The organism is Candidatus Ichthyocystis sparus (genome assembly GCF_900078745.1).
Lineage (GTDB): Bacteria > Pseudomonadota > Gammaproteobacteria > Burkholderiales > 2013Ark19i > Ichthyocystis > Ichthyocystis sparus.
Map to the genome: position 1 here is coordinate 120066 of NZ_FKII01000047.1, position 17983 is coordinate 138048.

Consider the following 17983-nt stretch of genomic DNA (forward strand, 5'->3'; position numbering starts at 1 on the left):
TGAGCTATATCAGTAACCTGGGAAGTAAGTGCCAGCCCACTCCTGGTAAGAGCAACCAATGGACGTATAATCAAATACAGATTGATCCACGTCAGTAATGCAGCTATTAGATAAATGCTTGTCTACACCAGACTTATGACGAACCGCTTGAATACGTATAGCTTTATTTGATAAACCAGCGTGCCCGCCATCTGCCTCCGGCTTAAAAAATCCAACAACAATACAACCCTCATACTCTTCACCTCCAACACCAATGCTAATCTGGATCTTAGAGAGGGCTTTATTATTTGGCAGTAACATATCAGCATTTCCCGTGCTAAAAATACAACTGCCCCTTTCAGACAGTCTAATAAGAGCTTCACTGGTAAAGTGTTTAACAGTTGTATAGCCTGAAGTAAACAGCGATTTAGTAACATACTTCTTGTAGGCTGGTATGGCTATAGCAGCAAGAATACCTATTATGGCCACAGTTATTAGCAATTCAATTAAAGTAAAAGCATTCGTTTTATTAATCATATACATATGCCTATATTTCACCTCATTTTATTACATTATTGTTATCTATTGATATCGCTAATCACCTTTAGTGATTTGTATTCTGTGAAATCGCATAACACAAAGCCACAGATTTCAAAACCACTAGAACTCACAAATTTACTAAGAATCTAGTAAATCATACCAACTTTTATTAGAAAAAAAACAATACCTACAGACTAGTAGCATTTAATGTCACAAAAATTACAATCTAAATTATTTAATTTCATTTATATTATTGACATCGACAATAATATAAACACTGGGACCACAAATTTACTAAATTTATCCATCATCTAGATTATTTCATTTATATAATTGATTATAAATATTAATATCTATAATCAATAGTTATTAATCGCACTAACAATTGTAGGTAGTCATAGAAATTACATTACAGCTAAGATGGCCTTAAAAAGGCTAAATTGCGTAGATAATCAACAACTTCAATAGGCCATAAAAACTACATGTCTATATTTTATAAAATATTGTGCCAACAAAATTAGTAAACTATCCTAATGTTCGTACATATAAAGCATCTGCTGTATTTATAAATAATATAATTTTATTATATCGGATTAGAAATCTATAATACAAATGCATATAATTTTAACTAAAAATTAGTTTTAATAAATATGATTAATAACTTAATACAGCACATAATAAATTATAAAGAAGCAATGATTAAAGCACAGAGATTGTGCTTATTTTTTATAATTTTAAGCATATCATGCTGACTTATAGTAAAAAATTTTATGCATGTATAATACTATGTTAAAATTTAAATTATTAATAATTAACTATTCTCGCCAAAGATGTTCAAATAAATATTAAGCATAAAATACAAAATAATATTCTTCCGGTGTATTAGTATCACTAGGATAGCAATATACTAATGAGAGAAAAAGAAAAATAAATTTTCCATTAAATAGAATTAGCACAACTGTCTGTAAAAATAAAATTTGTGTACTGCACATCAATCATTAGTTATTACCACATCTAGATATAGTAATTATTGTAATTCAAGGGTATAGGGTGGGCAAAGCGCGTAAACAAACTAATACATAACATTTTTCTATTACGCAAATAATATAATCTATTACAATATTATTGCAGCAACAAGCTACATTTAAAAAATTCTTCAAAGAAGTTATCAAATATATTTTGGTTACTTTAAGAAAATATATAATAAAACATATTAACCATACTAAATATATTGGATAATATAAGTTATGGGTAGTGGAACTTGTTTAGTATCTACCAAACTATCTTACCTCTTATAGATGCTACAAATAATATTTATGCTCGGGATTGAAATAAATGGATTACAACATTAGCGGGACTACAAGAAACTCTGAATATAATTCTGACTTGAATGCCTCAGGCACATCATCAACCACTACATCTGATACTAGACCTGATTCACCAGACATATCTGATATGCTGCAAGCTCTAGTGGTGCAAGATGTAGGAGAAACCGGTGAAATTGCTAGTACTTTATCTACTGAATCATCTTTATATCTTGGAAGTTCTTGTGAGAATAAAACAGATAGTAGTGTCTTAGAGCAAAGCGACAAATGTAGCAGTAATCCTATGAAGACTACTAAAAGAAAAGCAGTATTTTCAGAAGCACCTAGTATTCCCGCAAAAACAATGAGGAGCACACTACATGAGGAAGCATCTAGTAGCAAAGAAGGTAACTATCAACAGCATGTAGAATTACTAGAAAAAAACTCTTGTGCTAATAATAAAACACTTTACAGTCAAATAAAAGATGTAGCTAATGAAGAAGTTATAGCTAGTACTTCTGGCGCTAGTACTTCTGGCTTAGAAACTGTCAAAGGAGCAATAAAAAAATCAAGTCCTGCTATTATGTTTGGAGTAAAGAGAAAGCGTGACTCATATGATACAGAAAATGAGGTTAGTTCAAGAAGAAAACCATCAACTTCCATGATACATGGCACATACTATATAGAGGAAGAAGGGATAGAGTATATTAACAGGGCATCTGATTTGTTAGATGGGATCAGTGGTAATAACAAATTAAGTAGAGACATAATTCATGACATGAAAAACTTATTTTCTTCAGAAATATCAGAAGAAGAAGATGGTGAAAATATTATAGGAGCTACGTGTGCTAATAATACTTATGATATTGTAGAATTGAAAGATAGGAAAGAAATAACAGAGATGTATGATCTACTTAATGACATGATAGATATTGTTAATTCAGGAAAAAAAAAGGGACCAAATATAGACGTAATACTAACTAGTATTTTTAATGTAATAGAGCCGATAGTAACTTCTAAGATAGTAAGATATTTTGAGGAAAATTATGTTGAATCTGATGATGAAGATGAACTTGATGAATTATCACCGCCTGAAGCTTTAAAATCAATAATTTCGGGCCTAACAGTACTACTGATTAAGGAAAGAATTTTTCCAAAGTAATCCTAGCAAAATTATAAAGATAAAATTTTTGAATAAATTTTGTACTTAGCGTACAGTATTATTTTGCAGTGTGTGCATAAATATTCAATTATCATAAAAAAATATAATACTTATATACTACCATTAGTAGTATGATTGTTTTATCTTTATCATTGTAGTATAGAAATTTTATTACTTTATTATTTAAGAGGCTGCACTAAGATAATGGATTCTGTTTCTGGGACCGGCAATTTATCACGCAACATCAATATTATTTGTACGCAAGATAACTCATGTGAGAATTCAAGTTCATCAAGTAAATTGATTGGCATATATTATTCTAGTAGTAAAAGTAGTGATATAGAACTTATCAATAGAGTTTCATCTATTAATAAGAGATTGTCAGATATGGCATCATCATTATCATCTATTACGGTACGTAGTGAAGAATTATCATCTTTAGCTATGGAAAGAATAGATAATTATGGGAAAAAGCTTTGCGAAGAAGAAATTAAAATATTGCAAGAAATTGCATCTGATAAAGAACAAAATCATATTAATTGTGCAACTTCAGTTAGTAATTGTTCATATATTAAGAGCAGTATCTCGTTCTTGGCAACACCACTTATTTTAAAAATAGAAGAGAAAGAATGTAAGATATTTGATACTACTATATGTCATAGTGGTTCTATATCAGAAAAAATTTCACATCCTTACTTAAATGATGAAGCAGGATCAAAACTATCTGAAGATACTACACATAGTATAAGTGTAGCAATTAATGAAGCTAATGTCATACATAGTAAGTCATGGAGATTTCTAAAGACATTATATAAATCAGTAGGTAAACTTACTTCTATTTTAACTTCTTTATCTATAGCAGATGCTTATAGTAAAGAAATTAATAATGAATTATTTTATCTACATAATAAAATAAAAAATAGCAATAATAAAAAAAATATAGAATCAATGAAAGTTAGGATTCGTATTCTTGAAAATAGAAAGGAATTTGTATCAAGATCGCATTCCTTAAAAAAGGATAAGTTTAATAGTTGTATAAAATCTCTTCTTTCTTATATGAGTGTGCTAGAAAAATCTGATAAAAAAATTAAATCTGGAATTGAAAATGTTATATCCTACAAAAAGTGTGTATATCTTATGGAGGCACATCACATAATATTTACCATGTTGGAATCAGGACATAATTTTCTAAGAAGAGATGATGTCATTGAAATTACAGATCCAATAACTGATTTTAATTAAAATAATTATAAGAGCGAGTAATATTATCTTTAAAAATATATTCATTTGTTATAAATATGGTAAACAATAAAGAAAAATATAATACTTATATATAGCTATTCATAGTACACTAACTCCTATATTACATTAGACATCTAATATGGTAGCTTTAGCACTTAGGGGGATGTGTCAAACATAATGGATTCAGTTTCAAAAGGAAGCGATTCATCACATAGTACTAATATTTCTACTGTACAAGATGAGCCATCTTATGATGACGACTCATCAAGTTTAGATACATTACGCACTTTATCTTCTTCTAGCTGTAATAACAGAGAACTTATTAATAGAGTTTATTCTATTAATAAAAGATTAACTGATATGGCTTCATCATTTATATCTGTTATGCTAATTAGCAACGAGTTGTCATATTTAGCTATGGAGAGGATAGATAAAGAAGAACAGCATCTTGACAAAGAAGAGATTGAAGTACTAAAAGAAATTGTATCTGAAAAACATACAGATCATGCTGACTATGCAAATTTGGTTAGTAGTTGTTCATCTATCAAGAGTAATATGTCATTCTTAATAACACCTTATGTTTTAGAAGCAGAGAAAGAAGAGGGAAAGAAACTTGATGATGATATGCTTTATAGCATCCCTATATATAAACATGTTTCACATTTGAATTTAGATCTTGAAGATAGGGCAAAATCAAAACTATCTAAGAGCATCGCACGACGGGTACTTGTAGCACTTAATGAAGCTGACACGATACACACTAAGATATGGAGATTTTTAAGGGTATTATACAAATTTGTAGATAATTTTTTATGCTCTTTACAATCATCATCAATAACAAGTACTTATCTTAAAGAAATTAATGAAAAGCTAGATAATCTATCTAGTGAAATAGAAAATCCCCACTGCCATAACAAAAAAACCGTGGAAACTATAAAAAATAGAATTATACTTCTTGAAAGAAGGAAGAAGTTTGTATTAAAAGTTCATTCCTCTAAAAGTAATAAATATAAATATCATGGAAGGTTACTCATATGTTACATAAAGACTCTAGAAAAAACTGGTACTCAGCTTAAGTATGGAATCAAGCATGTCGAATCTTACAAGGAATGTATATCTATTCTAGAAGCGCACCACATAGTACATGCCATGTTGGGAGCTGGATATGAGTTCCTAAAAAAATACGACGTTTTTAATATGACAGAAAGAAGCAATGATTGAAGTTCTTATATCATGTTAGCGAGAACATTCCTTGAGCTGCTAGAAGACTAAGTGCTGACAGAGTCTTAGAATCAGTAATAGCACCTTTATTAATCATATTTCGTAAATCGCTACAACCTATGAAGAAACAGTTAATAACCTCTCCTTCATCTGTATCCTGTCCAAGATAATTAAGATCTTTTGCATAGTAGAGATACATTTTTTCGCTAGAATATCCTATACATGGGTAGAACAACCCCATAGACTTCCAATAGCCAGCTTCATATCCGCCCTCTTCCCTAAATTCTCTTTTGGCTGCATCAAGTGGATCTTCACCTTTATCTATTTTACCAGCGGGAAATTCCCAGAAAATTTGCTTACAAGCGCACCTATATTGGCGTACGAACAAATATGCATCACCTCTACAGGCTATTATCACTACTGCCCCTGGATGACGCATGTATCTCCTAGATGACAAAGATCCATCATATAAAGCAACTATATCCTCCTCGAGGCTAAGGGGGCCAATTGTTACCAAAGAACGGGAATCACAAACTGTCTCAACAAGATACTCATCACCGGAACAATCTTCATTAGAAAAATTGTAAAGTGGTGGCTCACAATCTTTGTTCATAGCCTTTCTCTTTTTATCAGGTAGTGTATTACAAAGCCAGGATAAGATAAAACTAAAAAGCCACAAAAAGTTACGGTATAAAAAACCCAATCCTTATGATATATGGATGAGAAATACGACTCACAAAGCAAAGAAAACAATAGGCTAATAATATATCCAAGCAAAAACTCAATAAGGACAGTGTACCATCTTTTTGATTTATTAGATAAAAATGGCAAGAATGACTTAGGATAAAATGGGGCATTGGCAAAAAACAACGCCACCAGCACAACAGAAATATACGAAGCTAGCATCTAGAGTCCAGTCATGTATACCATATCAGAAGCAATGCGGATAAGTGGATATGAAAAAACACCAATGGCGAGTAAAGATAAGCAATGGACAACTAAGAACACATAAGATGAATAAGAAGTAACACACCAGCTAACTTCTGGCTGTGGTCGATCAAAGAACATGACCTTAATTATACGTAGATAGTAGAACACGCCTATTACTGAAAATATAACAGACAAAGAAGCAACAACCTCATGTCCGGTAAGAACAAGTTGATTAACAACAAAAAACTTCGCCCAAAACCCTAAAAGAGGCGGTATTCCTGCCAATGACAAAAAAGCCAAACAAGCCATACTGGACAAAAAAGGATTAGAATGGAAAATACCCGACAGATCAGAAAGATACTTTACGGGGGCAGAATCTTTTCTAACAAAAATGCAGAAAAAAACAGCGGCTAGAACAGACAAGGAATAGGAGAAAATAAAAAACAAAAAAGCGGGATAAAAATTTAAGTTAATAACAGACTGATACGATGGCGAATAATAGCTTGAAAAAAAAGCCAGCAAAACGAACCCCATTTGAGCAATACTTGAGAAGGCCAATATTTTTCTTATATTGTTTTGAGAGACTGCAACTACATTGCCAAAAATAATAGTCATCAAAGCAATAGCTGGAAGTACAGGATGCCATACTGAATGTAATACAGAAAATCCATGAAAGAGAATCTTGACTGCAAAAATAGCTGCACCGACCTTTGCAAGAGCCATCAAAAAGGGCAGAGAAACCTCAGATGCACCTGCATAAACGTCTGGCAACCATGCATGGAATGGAAACACACCCAGCTTAAAACACGCAGAGGAAAACATTAACAAAACACTTACTACAAGCAACGAGTAGTTCAAAAAAACAGAGTCTTTTATTAACTGTGCATTATGTAAATAAGCATCTCCAAGTACCCCGTAGGAATAGGAAACACCGAGTAAAAATATTACTGAGGCAATAGCACCCAAGACAAAATACTTAATTGCTGCTTCGTTAGATTCAGGAATATCCCTGTCAAAAGTTACCATAGTGTAGGTAGCAATGGATGTTATCTCCAAACCCAAATACAGTGACAAAAAATGATTGCTGGATGACATAACCAAAGAACCTAAAAGAACCATAAGTGATAAAGGATAAAAATCGCTCCTGTTCTGCGAGTCCTTTAGGAAAACGGTAGCATAGGTAAGGGAAATCATATATATCAAACAAGCTACAGCATCCCAAATCCGCACCAAAGAGTCATTAATGTAGAAAGAATCCCACATGGTGTATCTAGGAGTGGTCAACTTATAAACTGACCAACATAGAGCAAAACAGGAAACAACCATGCACAAGAGATAGGACAACCTATCTAACAAAGATTGACGGCGGCTGAAGAATATAGCCAAAACCAACAAAAGAACGTCCGTCAGCAAAACAGAAAGCTCAGGTATGATTCTCCAGATGCTAAATGGTGACGACTCAAATGTGTGCATAGTCAATAACTATCCTTAATCAAGTCACGGGCCGCACTAAATTCTGAACTGAATGGAGTAACACTTTATTAACCGGGGCAGGAAAAACGCCAAAGAAAATCACTAAAAAAGCCAAAACTGCCAGAATAGTTGATTCGCAGCCAGTCATAGAAACCAAAGATTTTACGCTATCGTGAACAACGGGTCCCATAATAACTCGCTTGACTGTCCACAAGCTATAAACTGCGGACAATACCAGAGACAAGGACAATACTAAAACCCACCATATGCTACTATTGCCAGCGGACAAGAACACCAAAAGTTCGCCTACAAATCCAGATGTTCCGGGTAAACCACAATTCGCCATAGCAAAAATGACAAAAAGAGCTGAAAAATAAGGCATTACATTCACAACACCGCCATAATCAGCAATTTTACGGCTATGCAGCCTGTCGTACAGTACACCTACACAAAAAAACAGTCCGGCAGAAACAAAGCCATGGGAAATCATTTGATACAATGCCCCTGTTAAACCATCAATAGTGTTAGAAAAAATTCCAAACGTTACGAACCCCATATGAGAAATTGAAGAGTATGCAATCAATTTTTTCATATCTCCCTGAGCAATGGCAACAAACCCTATATAAACGACAGCAATAGCTGAGAGAGAAAAAATAATTGGTGACATTAGGTGTGATGCGTCAGGAAAAATTGGCAAAGAAAAACGCAAAAACCCATATGCTCCCAACTTAAGTGCCATAGCAGCCAATATAACAGAACCACCTGTAGGGGCTTCAACATGGGCATCAGGCAACCAGGTATGCAAAGGAAACATTGGAATTTTAACGGCAAAAGCGAAAACAAAAAATAGGAAAAGTATTACCTGTATATCCAAAGGCAAAGAAAGCTCATGCCACTGAGCAATAGAGAAGCTACCGTGAGCAAACTTAGAAAGAGTAACTAAACCAACAAGAAGTAACAAAGATGCAACCAAGGTATAGAGAAAAAATTTGAATGCAGCATATACTCTACGCTGCCCCCCCCACATACCTATCACCATGTAAAGTGGAATTAATGAAGCTTCAAAGAAAACATAGAACAGCAAACCATCTGTTGCAGAAAAAGCACCGTTTATAAGACCGGCCATGGAAAAAAAACAAAACAGATAAGCGGCAATTGACTTCTTAACAGAGTGATAAGTAGACAAAACTACGAGTATTAACAAAAAGTTATTTAGGAGTAAAAAAAGCAAAGACAACCCATCTATAGACACAGAATAATTAGCACCGATGTACGGAATCCAGGAATGATTTTCTGCAAACTGGTAAGCTGATGACGAAGAATCAAATCTTAGGTACAAAACAAGTGTTGAGATAAAGCACAATATTGACCCTAAAAATCCTAGTGAGCGAACAATCTTAAGTGGGAAATAAGGAACAAGTAGGACTAATCCCCAAAGGATAGGCAGCCAGATGACCAGACTCAAAATGGGAAAAGAATGAAGCATGGTACCTTATCCTGACTATCAAGAGTAAAATAATGAAAACATAGGTACAAACAATATAACAAGTACACCGCAAAACATAAATAAAGCATAGTTACCAATAAATCCTGTTTGCATTATTCTCCAAGAATCAGAGAGTATACTCACAGTACGCGCTACGGTATTAACCAAGTAATCAATGATGTGATTATCTACCCAAGAAGCGAGCTTACACTTCTTTAAATAAAAAGCAAAAATCGCTTCGGCTAATTCATCAAGGTAGTACTTCCTATAGAGAAGTGTATGAAAACAAGAGAATATAGAAAGGCGCTTCATAAACACAATTAGATACGAATCAAAGCTAACCAGCCAACCTACAACTACTCCCAAAACCAGCAATAAAAAAGAAGCGGACATAAAAGAATGGAAGGTAAAGGAAATCAATCCACCCTGGTCAGCAATTTCTTTAAAGATGCTAATGGATAATGGAGAAAGGTTACCAGTTAAATTCGAAAATACGCCTTCTGGCATAATTGAGAGCAAAAAAGGACATCCAAAAAACAGTGAAAAAATGGACAAAACCACCAAAGGAATCACGATGGAAAACGGCGATTCACTGGGGGGAACATAATTGTCAGACTTTGCAGATAAAGGAAAACGTTCCTTACCATGAAAAACAGTAAAAAACATGCGTGACGTATAGCAAGCTGTCACAAAAACGCCAGCAAAGGTTGTGTAATAGGCCCATTGAGCTGCCCACCCAGAAGCAATTCGTGCAGAATCTAGAATCATATGCTTGGAATAAAAACCAGAAGTAAATGGAAATCCAAGCAAAGAAATCCCACCTACGAGAGAAGATATCCAAGTAATAGGCATATATCGGCACAAACCGCCCATGTTTCTTATATCTTGTTCATGATGCATAGCAACTATTACCGACCCAGCGGACAAAAAGAGCAAAGCCTTAAAAAAGGCATGACTAAGCAAATGAAAAATTGCAAATGATGGAACATCCAAACCAATTGCTACGCACATGTAGCCTAACTGAGAAATAGTAGAGTAAGCAATTATTCTTTTTATGTCATTTTGAACCAAGGCAACCAGTCCAAGGAAAAAAGCAGTAATACCTGAGATTATTAAGATAAAAGACAACGAATTAGGAGATAAACGAAAAATTGGCATCAACCGAACAACCATAAAAACACCAGCTGTAACCATAGTAGCAGCATGAATCAAAGCCGAAATTGGGGTAGGACCTTCCATTGAATCTGGCAACCAAATATGCAATGGAAATTGGGCAGACTTAGACATAGCGCCAACAAACAAGGCCAAGCAAGCCAAGGTAATAATGGGAAGCACTGAAGCCTGGGAGTGATATAGCAATATATCAGTAAAACTAGAAATGTTAAGGGTTTTGGTTAAGCCAAAAATAATCGCCATTCCTAGAACGAATCCCACATCCCCTACTCTATTAACAACAAAAGCCTTAAAGCTAGCTTTAACAGCACTTGGTTTATCGTACCAAAAACCTATCAAAAGGTACGAAACAAGTCCCACTCCTTCCCATCCGAAAAACAACTGCAAAAGGTTATCTGAAACAATCAAAACCAACATGAAAAAAGTGAATAGAGAAATATAGGAAAAAAAACGCTGATAACCCTTATCACGACTCATATATCCTATTGAATAGATATGTACCATTAATGACACTATATCAACAACAAGAATCATAGATAGAGAAAGTTGGTCAATAAAAACAGATATATCAAAGGAATAGTTTTTGCTAAAAATCCAGTTGTAAATAACTCCGTGAAGGGTATGTCCAGCTAGAACTGCTGGCAACAAAGAAAAAGCAAAACATAGTGAAATTAGAATACCTATAATGGTAACTACATGAGCAAACTTCCTACTACCCCAAATATTTCCAGCCGACATTGCCAAAAGTGAAGCAAACAGAGGCGATAGAGCAATGCCAGAAAAATTCAGCTGTGAAGGCGACATAATTCTCAATCCTTCAAACGATTTAGTTTTTCAACCAAAATCGACCCGTAATTGCGAAAAACCAAAATAACTATAGCCAAACCTGTAGCTGATTCAACAGCAGCCACAGTCAAAACAAAGAATACAAAACACCAACCAAAAGGATTAGACTGTTCTGCGGAAAAAGCCATGAAGTTAGTATTTACTGACAATAACATAAGCTCAATTGACATGAGCACAGAAATAAGATTACCCCTGCGAGCTATAACACCCACCAAACCAATAGCAAAAATAATCAGAGAGACTAATAAAGCCATGTGAGGTAAAGTAAGATAACCAGAAACAGGCATCATCATGATGAGCCACCCGTATGAGAAGAAGGCCTAGAAACAATAGTAACTCTATCTTTGGCCGTAACTGACAATTGCTCCCACTTATCTTGTGTTTTAGGTTTACCTGATGTACGAACACGGTGGGCTAAAATTACGGAAGACAATACCCCCAGAAATAGCAAAACTGATGCCAACTCAAATGGATAAAAATATCTGGTAAACAGAACCTCGCCCAATTGTGCTGCACTACTCATCTGTGAAGGAAAGGCCTGTGAGTACACACTAAGGGCAAAATTAGAAGTTAGCAAGCCATATAAAAGCTCAGAAGTCACAAGTACTGAAACCGCAATACCGAAGAAGCCAAAACAACTATTTTTAACTGATTCCCAAGCAACTTCTTCCGAACGACTAATCATCATAACAACAAATAAGAACAAAACCATTACTGCACCAACGTAAACCAAAATTAGCATTAATGATAAGAATTCTGCCCCAAGTAGCAACCACAAACAGGCTGCAAAAACAAAGGAAAATACCAAAGAAATAGCAGCATGAACTGGGCTTTTGAAAAAAACAACAGCCACCGCCGAAAAAATTAAGGCCAAAGAGAAAAAAATAAAGAAAAACAGTAACAAATCTATATTCCTAATAACATCAACGATATGGAGCATCCAATGAGCGTTCTTTGGCAATGATATCTTCGTACCGATCACCTATAGCCAACAGCATTGGTTTAGTCATCAAAAGATCTGTATGGGATTCAGCATGATAATGATGCACACTTGTCTCAACAATGGAATCCACTGGACAAGATTCCTCACAAAATCCGCAAAAAATACACTTACTTAAATCTATATCATAACGTGTCGTGCGCCTGGTACCATCTTCCCTCTGCTCAGACTCTATAGTAATTGCCAAAGCAGGACAAACACATTCACACAACTTACAAGCTATACAGCGCTCTTCACCATTCGGATAGCGACGCAAAGCATGCAGACCTCGAAAACGAGGACTTTTGGGAGTTTGCTCTTCTGGAAATCTCAGCGTTATTTTAGGGCGAAAAAAATGACGAATAGTTAGTGCCAAACCATGGATGATTTCAAAAAGCACAAAGTAGCGCAAGGTTAAAGGTATTTTTTTAAATTTAAACATTACACTCCCCTTGCGTAGGCACAAGCACCACTCTGGTCAAGACAAGAGCCGTGGAAAACATTCAGTGGCGACAACATCCAGCAGGTAAGAACAATAACGCAAAAAACAGTAAGTGGCAAAAACACCTTCCAACCAAGATACATGATTTGATCATAGCGATATCTAGGCAAGGTAGCCCTAACCCAAATGAAAATAAACAAGATAAAAATTATCTTAAGTAATAACCAAAAAGTACCGGGAATAAACGATAAAAACGAAAAAGGAGCATCCCACCCTCCCAAGAACATCACAGAAATAAGCACTGATACTAGAATCATATTCGCATATTCTGCGAGAAAGAACACGGCAAAGGGCATGCCTGAATACTCAACGTGAAAACCGGCAACCAATTCAGACTCACCTTCTGCCACATCGAAAGGGTGGCGATTAGTCTCTGCTATACCGGAAATAAGACTAATCAAGAATACGGGAAACAAGGGAAACAAATTCCAGCTCAGAAAATTCAAACCATTAGAATGCGCCCATCCTATAGTTTGGGCATGAACAATATCCTTAAAATTCAAGCTACCTGACACTAGCAATACACAAATCAAAGAAAATCCCAAGGCTACCTCGTAGGATACCATTTGTGCCGCAGAACGCATTGCTCCTAGAAATGCATACCGAGAATTAGATGACCATCCAGCAAGAATTATCCCGTATACACCGAAAGAGGTTATAGCGAGAACATACAATAAGCCGGCATTCAAGTTGGTAAAATATAAGTTCTCAGAAAACGGTATCGCAGCCCAAGCTCCTATGGAGGACACGATAGCAATTACGGGAGCTATTCTAAAGACTCCCCTATCCACATTAAGAGGGGTTAAAATCTCCTTACCCAGGAGTTTAATCACGTCTGCAATAGGCTGCACCAACCCCCATATGCCTACCCTGTTAGGACCAAGCCTACACTGCATATACCCAATTATCTTTCGTTCAAAATAGGTCAAGTATGCAACGGATAGAAGCAAAACTAGAACAAAAACTGCGATCATTACAAAAGTTGAAGAGTAGTGCCACACTAACGTGCCAAAATGTGATACTACCCACTTTTTTAAACTATCTACAAAAAACATAAAGTCATTCCACGTAAACAGTTTGGGATAAAGAAGGCAAGCATCCAGACTCTACAACAATGGTACCATCCACAACATTAGGATCAACACAAACTTTAGCTTCAAAACGGAACTCACCCTGACGCAGCATACGCTGCTCACCATCAACTATAGAAAAAAGTTGTGCTGACAAAGGGGAAACACGAGCCAAGTTATCTTTCCAGGCCATAGCAGAGTTTTGAAGCGGAGCTGAACGTCTAACAACGCCATCAGTATTGTAGGCATGCCTATATGAAACACAAGACAAACCAGCATGGTCTGTAGCAAAAACAGAAGAAATAGAAGGAGCAAATACCGGGAGATCATTTGAAAATCTCCCTCCCCTATCGCCCCAAGAAGATTTTATTTCCTCCTGTATATCCTGACAATTATCATAAGAAAAATCATTTCCAAATAAAATGTTACCTAATCTACGAAGCACTTTCCAGGCAGATTTAACATGAGTAGCAGGTTGGGCAGCAGCATAAAAGGTCTGCCACACCCCTTCCATATTAATATACGTACCATCAGTCTCATATGGGGAAGCTATAGGTAGATGAAGATGAGAATTCCTAGACGCCGACTCAAATGGAGAAAAGCAAACTACGTACTCAGATTTGCTACAATACCGGCTAAAACCACGAGATTCGCAAAAATCAGCACCATTATCATCTAAATTAAGTAAGAGCAATAACTTATGGTCAGATAGCATAGGAGGTTCGCCAGAAACAGCCCCGGAAACATATGCTCCAACAGCATTAGCACCTTCTCCAAAAAAACCAAAATTAGCACCCAAGGCACGAGATATATGGAAAGATAAATAATGTATAACGCCAGCATCTACATGAGATTCCGCATACGCTCCCAAAACAATAGACAAAGAAGACATTGAGGATAGCTTCTTAGCAAAATCGGAATATTCAGCACCTTCTTTTTCCAAAATTTGCCCCAACTCAGGAGGAACATCATACTTGTTATTGCGCACTATACTCGCAAGAATAGACAACAAAACAGCAACAATACTTTTAGGGGAAACAATTAAATCTGTTTCCAGAGGCATCAACCAATTCTCACCTGTTACATGCAGACGATGAACTTTGGTGCCACGATTCCTTATGCTCCCACGCAAACTGGCAGCAATTAATGGCTGCTCATGGCGTATAAAACTTCCAATTATAAAAACATCTGACGATGCCAAAAAATCACGTACGCTCGTACCAAGATATGGGGCGCAATAATCAGGGATTTGTCTTCGATAATCACCGTAATTTAGCCTAGACTCTACGTGCTTAACTCCTTTTTTTCTAAGTATCTTCTGAAAAAGATACAACTCCTCCAAAGTAGACGAAGGATGGGCCCATCCTGCTATTTCATTGGAGGAATAGCGATTCAATATTAAAACAAGCTCATCAAACGCTTCATCCCAGGTTAGAGTTTGCCAAATTCCATCTTTTTTAATTTTTGGCATCAACAAACGGTCCTCAGCAATACCAGGATAAGAAAAACGATCTCTATCGGAAATCCAACACTGATTTATATTTTCATTTTCCAGTGGAAGAACTCGGTATACTGTGTTTAGTTTAACCTGAACGATCATGTTAGAACCCAAGCTATCGTGGGGGCTTATAGAGCGTCTACGCGATAACTCCCAAGTACGCGCAGAGTAACGAAAAGGCTTTGAGGTCAATGCACCAACCGGGCAAAGGTCTATAACATTACCGGAAACTTCAGAAGAAACAGCGCTAGACAAAAAAGTTGTAATCTCTGAATGTTCTCCCCTCCCAATAACACCTAGCTCCTTTATACCGGCAACTTCTTCACCAAAGCGAACACAACGCGTACAGTGAATGCACCTAGTCATATCTGTAGATATCAAAGATCCCAGATTTTTGTTAGCCACAACTCTCTTTTCTTCAGTATAAATAGAACTAGAAGAACCATAACCAACTGCCAAATCCTGCAACTGGCACTCACCACCCTGATCACAAATAGGACAATCAAGAGGATGATTGATCAGCAAAAACCCCATCACCCCCTTCTGAGAATCAATAGCTTTAGGCGAGTGAGTCATAACTTTCATACCGTTGGAAACCGGTGTAGCACATGCAGGTAAGGGCTTAGGAGACTTTTCAACATCAACTAGGCACATTCTGCAGTTTGCAGCAATACTCAATTTTTTGTGATAGCAAAAATGTGGAACGAATATCCCAAGTGCAGTGGCAGCATCCATAACAGTACTACCTTCAGGTACCTCAATTGTCTGACCATTGATTTCCAACGAAACCGTACTCATATGTTTATCTTTCAACAAGAAGAATCTGCAACCAAACACGCTTTGTGGGTAATATGGTATTCAAATTCCGAGCGAAAGTGCTTAATAAAACTCCTAACCGGAAAAGCAGCTGCATCGCCCAATGCACATATAGTATGACCAGATATGTTTGATGCGACTTTATCTAGCAAGTCTAAATCCTCTTCACGTCCCAAGCAATTTTCAATGCGATGAACAATCTTATATAGCCAACCCGTACCCTCACGACAAGGAGTACATTGTCCGCAGGATTCTTCATAATAAAAGTGGGATAATCTCTCCAAAGCCCTTACCATACAAGTGGAATCATCCATTACGATGACAGCACCAGACCCCAACATGGAACCAGCTTTGGAAAGACAATCGTAATCCATTGTGCAGTTCATAATGATATCAGGTGGCAAAACAGGGGCAGAAGACCCACCAGGTATAACTGCTTTAAGTTTTCTGCCAGAAGTAACTCCCCCTGCCATCTCCAAGAGTTTAGGAAACGGCGTTCCTAGAGGAATTTCATAATTTCCCGGGTGAAGAACATGTCCACTAACAGAAAAAATTTTGGTGCCTCCATTATTGGGAATGCCTAAGGACAAAAACACCTCCGGCTCATGGTTCATGATCCAGGGAACTGAAGCAAAAGTTTCCGTGTTATTAATTAATGTGGGGCACCCATAAAGGCCCACATTAGCTGGAAATGGTGGCTTAAATCTAGGTTGGCCCTTATTCCCCTCAATTGATTCCAAAAGCGCAGTTTCTTCACCACAGATATACGCCCCGTACCCACAATGCGCAAACAAATCAAAATCTACGCCAGACCCTAAAATATTCTTACCTAACAAACCGGCATCGTATGCTTCCCCAATTGCATCCTCAAATTGCTCATAAATCTCATATATCTCACCATGTATGTAGTTATATCCAATGGTAGCACCACACACATAACCAGCAATAGCCATCCCTTCTACTACAGAGTGGGGATTGTAAAGAAGAATATCCCTATCCTTAAAAGTACCAGGCTCACCTTCATCAGAATTGCAACATATGTACTTCTGCCCTGGCTTATTTCTAGGAATAAAACTCCACTTTAGTCCAGTAGGAAATCCAGCCCCCCCTCGACCTCGAAGAGAAGATTTTTTTACATGATCTATAATGGCCTCGGGGGAAGTTTTCTCTTTCAAAATACGCCGCCACGCAGAATATCCAGAACGTGACTCATAAGCCGACAGCCTCCAATTAGAAGAATCATCTATGCTTAGATTAGAGAGACAAACTCCCACACTCATCTATCTATCTCCTCTAACCATTTATCAAGCTTCTCCTTATTCATACGGCACATCATTTTATGATTGTTATGCAATAAAACTGGAGCTTCTTTACAAGCGCCAAAACATTCACCTTCAAGCAGAGTAAAACGTGAATCAGGTGTAGTTTCACCAAAGGAGATACCCAACTTCTCCTTTAAATAATCAGCAACCTTCTTAGACCCACGCAGGGCACACGGAAGGTTAGTACAAATAGTCAATTTATTACAGCCAGTTGGCTTCAAATTGTACATATTGTAAAAAGTTGCAACTTCCAACACAGAGACAGCAGGTACTTTTAGATAATTAGAAACGTATTCAATAAGATCCGAACTCAACCAACCATTTTCTTCCTGAGCAATACGAAGAGCAGCCATCACGGCAGAAAGCTGCCTCCCTTCCGGGTATTTAGAAATTTCTCTATCAATACGACACAAACTTTCGTCCGATAACATGTATCCGCC

The 17983-nt window shown here is 36.5% G+C and carries 16 protein-coding genes; 3 read left to right on the top strand and 13 right to left on the bottom strand.

Annotated features, from left to right (window positions below; all coding sequences use genetic code 11):
- Window positions 1-9 precede the first annotated feature (9 nt).
- Window positions 10-516 (bottom strand): prepilin-type N-terminal cleavage/methylation domain-containing protein, encoded by a 507-nt coding sequence (locus tag A6733_RS09620; protein ID WP_278183867.1) that lies wholly within the window; start codon window positions 514-516, stop codon window positions 10-12.
- A 1338-nt stretch (window positions 517-1854) separates the two neighbouring features.
- Between A6733_RS09620 and A6733_RS03690 the strand changes: the two genes are divergently transcribed.
- The 3 genes from A6733_RS03690 to A6733_RS03700 all read left to right on the top strand — a co-directional run bounded on the left by A6733_RS03690 (window position 1855) and on the right by A6733_RS03700 (window position 5448).
- The gene (locus tag A6733_RS03690) at window positions 1855-2985 is read left to right on the top strand and encodes a hypothetical protein (protein WP_092460454.1); all 1131 of its coding nucleotides are present in this window, start codon (window positions 1855-1857) and stop codon (window positions 2983-2985) included.
- Between the two features lie 204 nt (window positions 2986-3189).
- Window positions 3190-4227 carry a hypothetical protein gene (locus A6733_RS03695; RefSeq protein WP_092411565.1) on the top strand — a complete coding sequence of 346 codons (1038 nt, stop codon included), beginning with the start codon at window positions 3190-3192 and terminating at the stop codon, window positions 4225-4227.
- A gap of 177 nt (window positions 4228-4404) precedes the next feature.
- Window positions 4405-5448, top strand: coding sequence for a hypothetical protein (locus tag A6733_RS03700; RefSeq protein ID WP_092401588.1), 1044 nt, complete (start codon window positions 4405-4407; stop codon window positions 5446-5448).
- A gap of 10 nt (window positions 5449-5458) precedes the next feature.
- Here the strand turns inward: A6733_RS03700 and A6733_RS03705 are convergent, their stop codons facing one another.
- Genes A6733_RS03705 through nuoE form a run of 12 tightly spaced genes read right to left on the bottom strand, consistent with a single transcriptional unit; the run spans window position 5459 to window position 17974 of the window.
- A complete protein-coding gene (locus A6733_RS03705; protein ID WP_092401591.1) occupies window positions 5459-6061 on the bottom strand; it encodes an NUDIX domain-containing protein in 603 nt (200 codons plus the stop codon).
- Window positions 6058-6354: a DUF2818 family protein gene (locus A6733_RS03710; RefSeq protein WP_092401594.1), complete on the bottom strand. Its 297-nt coding sequence runs from the start codon at window positions 6352-6354 to the stop codon at window positions 6058-6060. Before A6733_RS03710 ends, A6733_RS03705 begins: the two co-directional genes overlap by 4 nt.
- Entirely contained in the window at window positions 6355-7851 is a 1497-nt protein-coding gene (locus tag A6733_RS03715; protein ID WP_092460457.1) for an NADH-quinone oxidoreductase subunit N, read from the bottom strand. It lies immediately after the preceding gene.
- 19 nt (window positions 7852-7870) lie between these two features.
- On the bottom strand, window positions 7871-9337 hold the full coding sequence (locus A6733_RS03720) for an NADH-quinone oxidoreductase subunit M (protein ID WP_092401600.1): 1467 nt from the start codon (window positions 9335-9337) through the stop codon (window positions 7871-7873).
- Between the two features lie 18 nt (window positions 9338-9355).
- The gene (gene nuoL / locus A6733_RS03725; RefSeq protein ID WP_092401603.1) at window positions 9356-11314 is read right to left on the bottom strand and encodes an NADH-quinone oxidoreductase subunit L; all 1959 of its coding nucleotides are present in this window, start codon (window positions 11312-11314) and stop codon (window positions 9356-9358) included.
- A 5-nt stretch (window positions 11315-11319) separates the two neighbouring features.
- On the bottom strand, window positions 11320-11643 hold the full coding sequence (gene nuoK, locus A6733_RS03730) for an NADH-quinone oxidoreductase subunit NuoK (RefSeq protein ID WP_242641518.1): 324 nt from the start codon (window positions 11641-11643) through the stop codon (window positions 11320-11322).
- A gap of 2 nt (window positions 11644-11645) precedes the next feature.
- Entirely contained in the window at window positions 11646-12296 is a 651-nt protein-coding gene (locus tag A6733_RS03735) for an NADH-quinone oxidoreductase subunit J (protein ID WP_092401606.1), read from the bottom strand.
- Window positions 12280-12777, bottom strand: a complete 498-nt coding sequence (nuoI, locus tag A6733_RS03740; protein ID WP_092401609.1) for an NADH-quinone oxidoreductase subunit NuoI — start codon at window positions 12775-12777, stop codon at window positions 12280-12282. The genes A6733_RS03735 and nuoI overlap by 17 nt, the downstream gene beginning before the upstream one ends.
- A complete protein-coding gene (nuoH, locus tag A6733_RS03745; protein ID WP_092401612.1) occupies window positions 12777-13892 on the bottom strand; it encodes an NADH-quinone oxidoreductase subunit NuoH in 1116 nt (371 codons plus the stop codon). The genes nuoI and nuoH overlap by 1 nt, the downstream gene beginning before the upstream one ends.
- 4 nt (window positions 13893-13896) lie before the next feature.
- Entirely contained in the window at window positions 13897-16203 is a 2307-nt protein-coding gene (gene nuoG, locus A6733_RS03750; protein ID WP_092401615.1) for an NADH-quinone oxidoreductase subunit NuoG, read from the bottom strand.
- Between the two features lie 11 nt (window positions 16204-16214).
- Window positions 16215-17501 (bottom strand): NADH-quinone oxidoreductase subunit NuoF, encoded by a 1287-nt coding sequence (gene nuoF, locus A6733_RS03755; RefSeq protein WP_092460459.1) that lies wholly within the window; start codon window positions 17499-17501, stop codon window positions 16215-16217.
- Window positions 17498-17974, bottom strand: a complete 477-nt coding sequence (gene nuoE, locus A6733_RS03760; protein WP_092401620.1) for an NADH-quinone oxidoreductase subunit NuoE — start codon at window positions 17972-17974, stop codon at window positions 17498-17500. The genes nuoF and nuoE overlap by 4 nt, the downstream gene beginning before the upstream one ends.
- Window positions 17975-17983 lie beyond the last annotated feature (9 nt).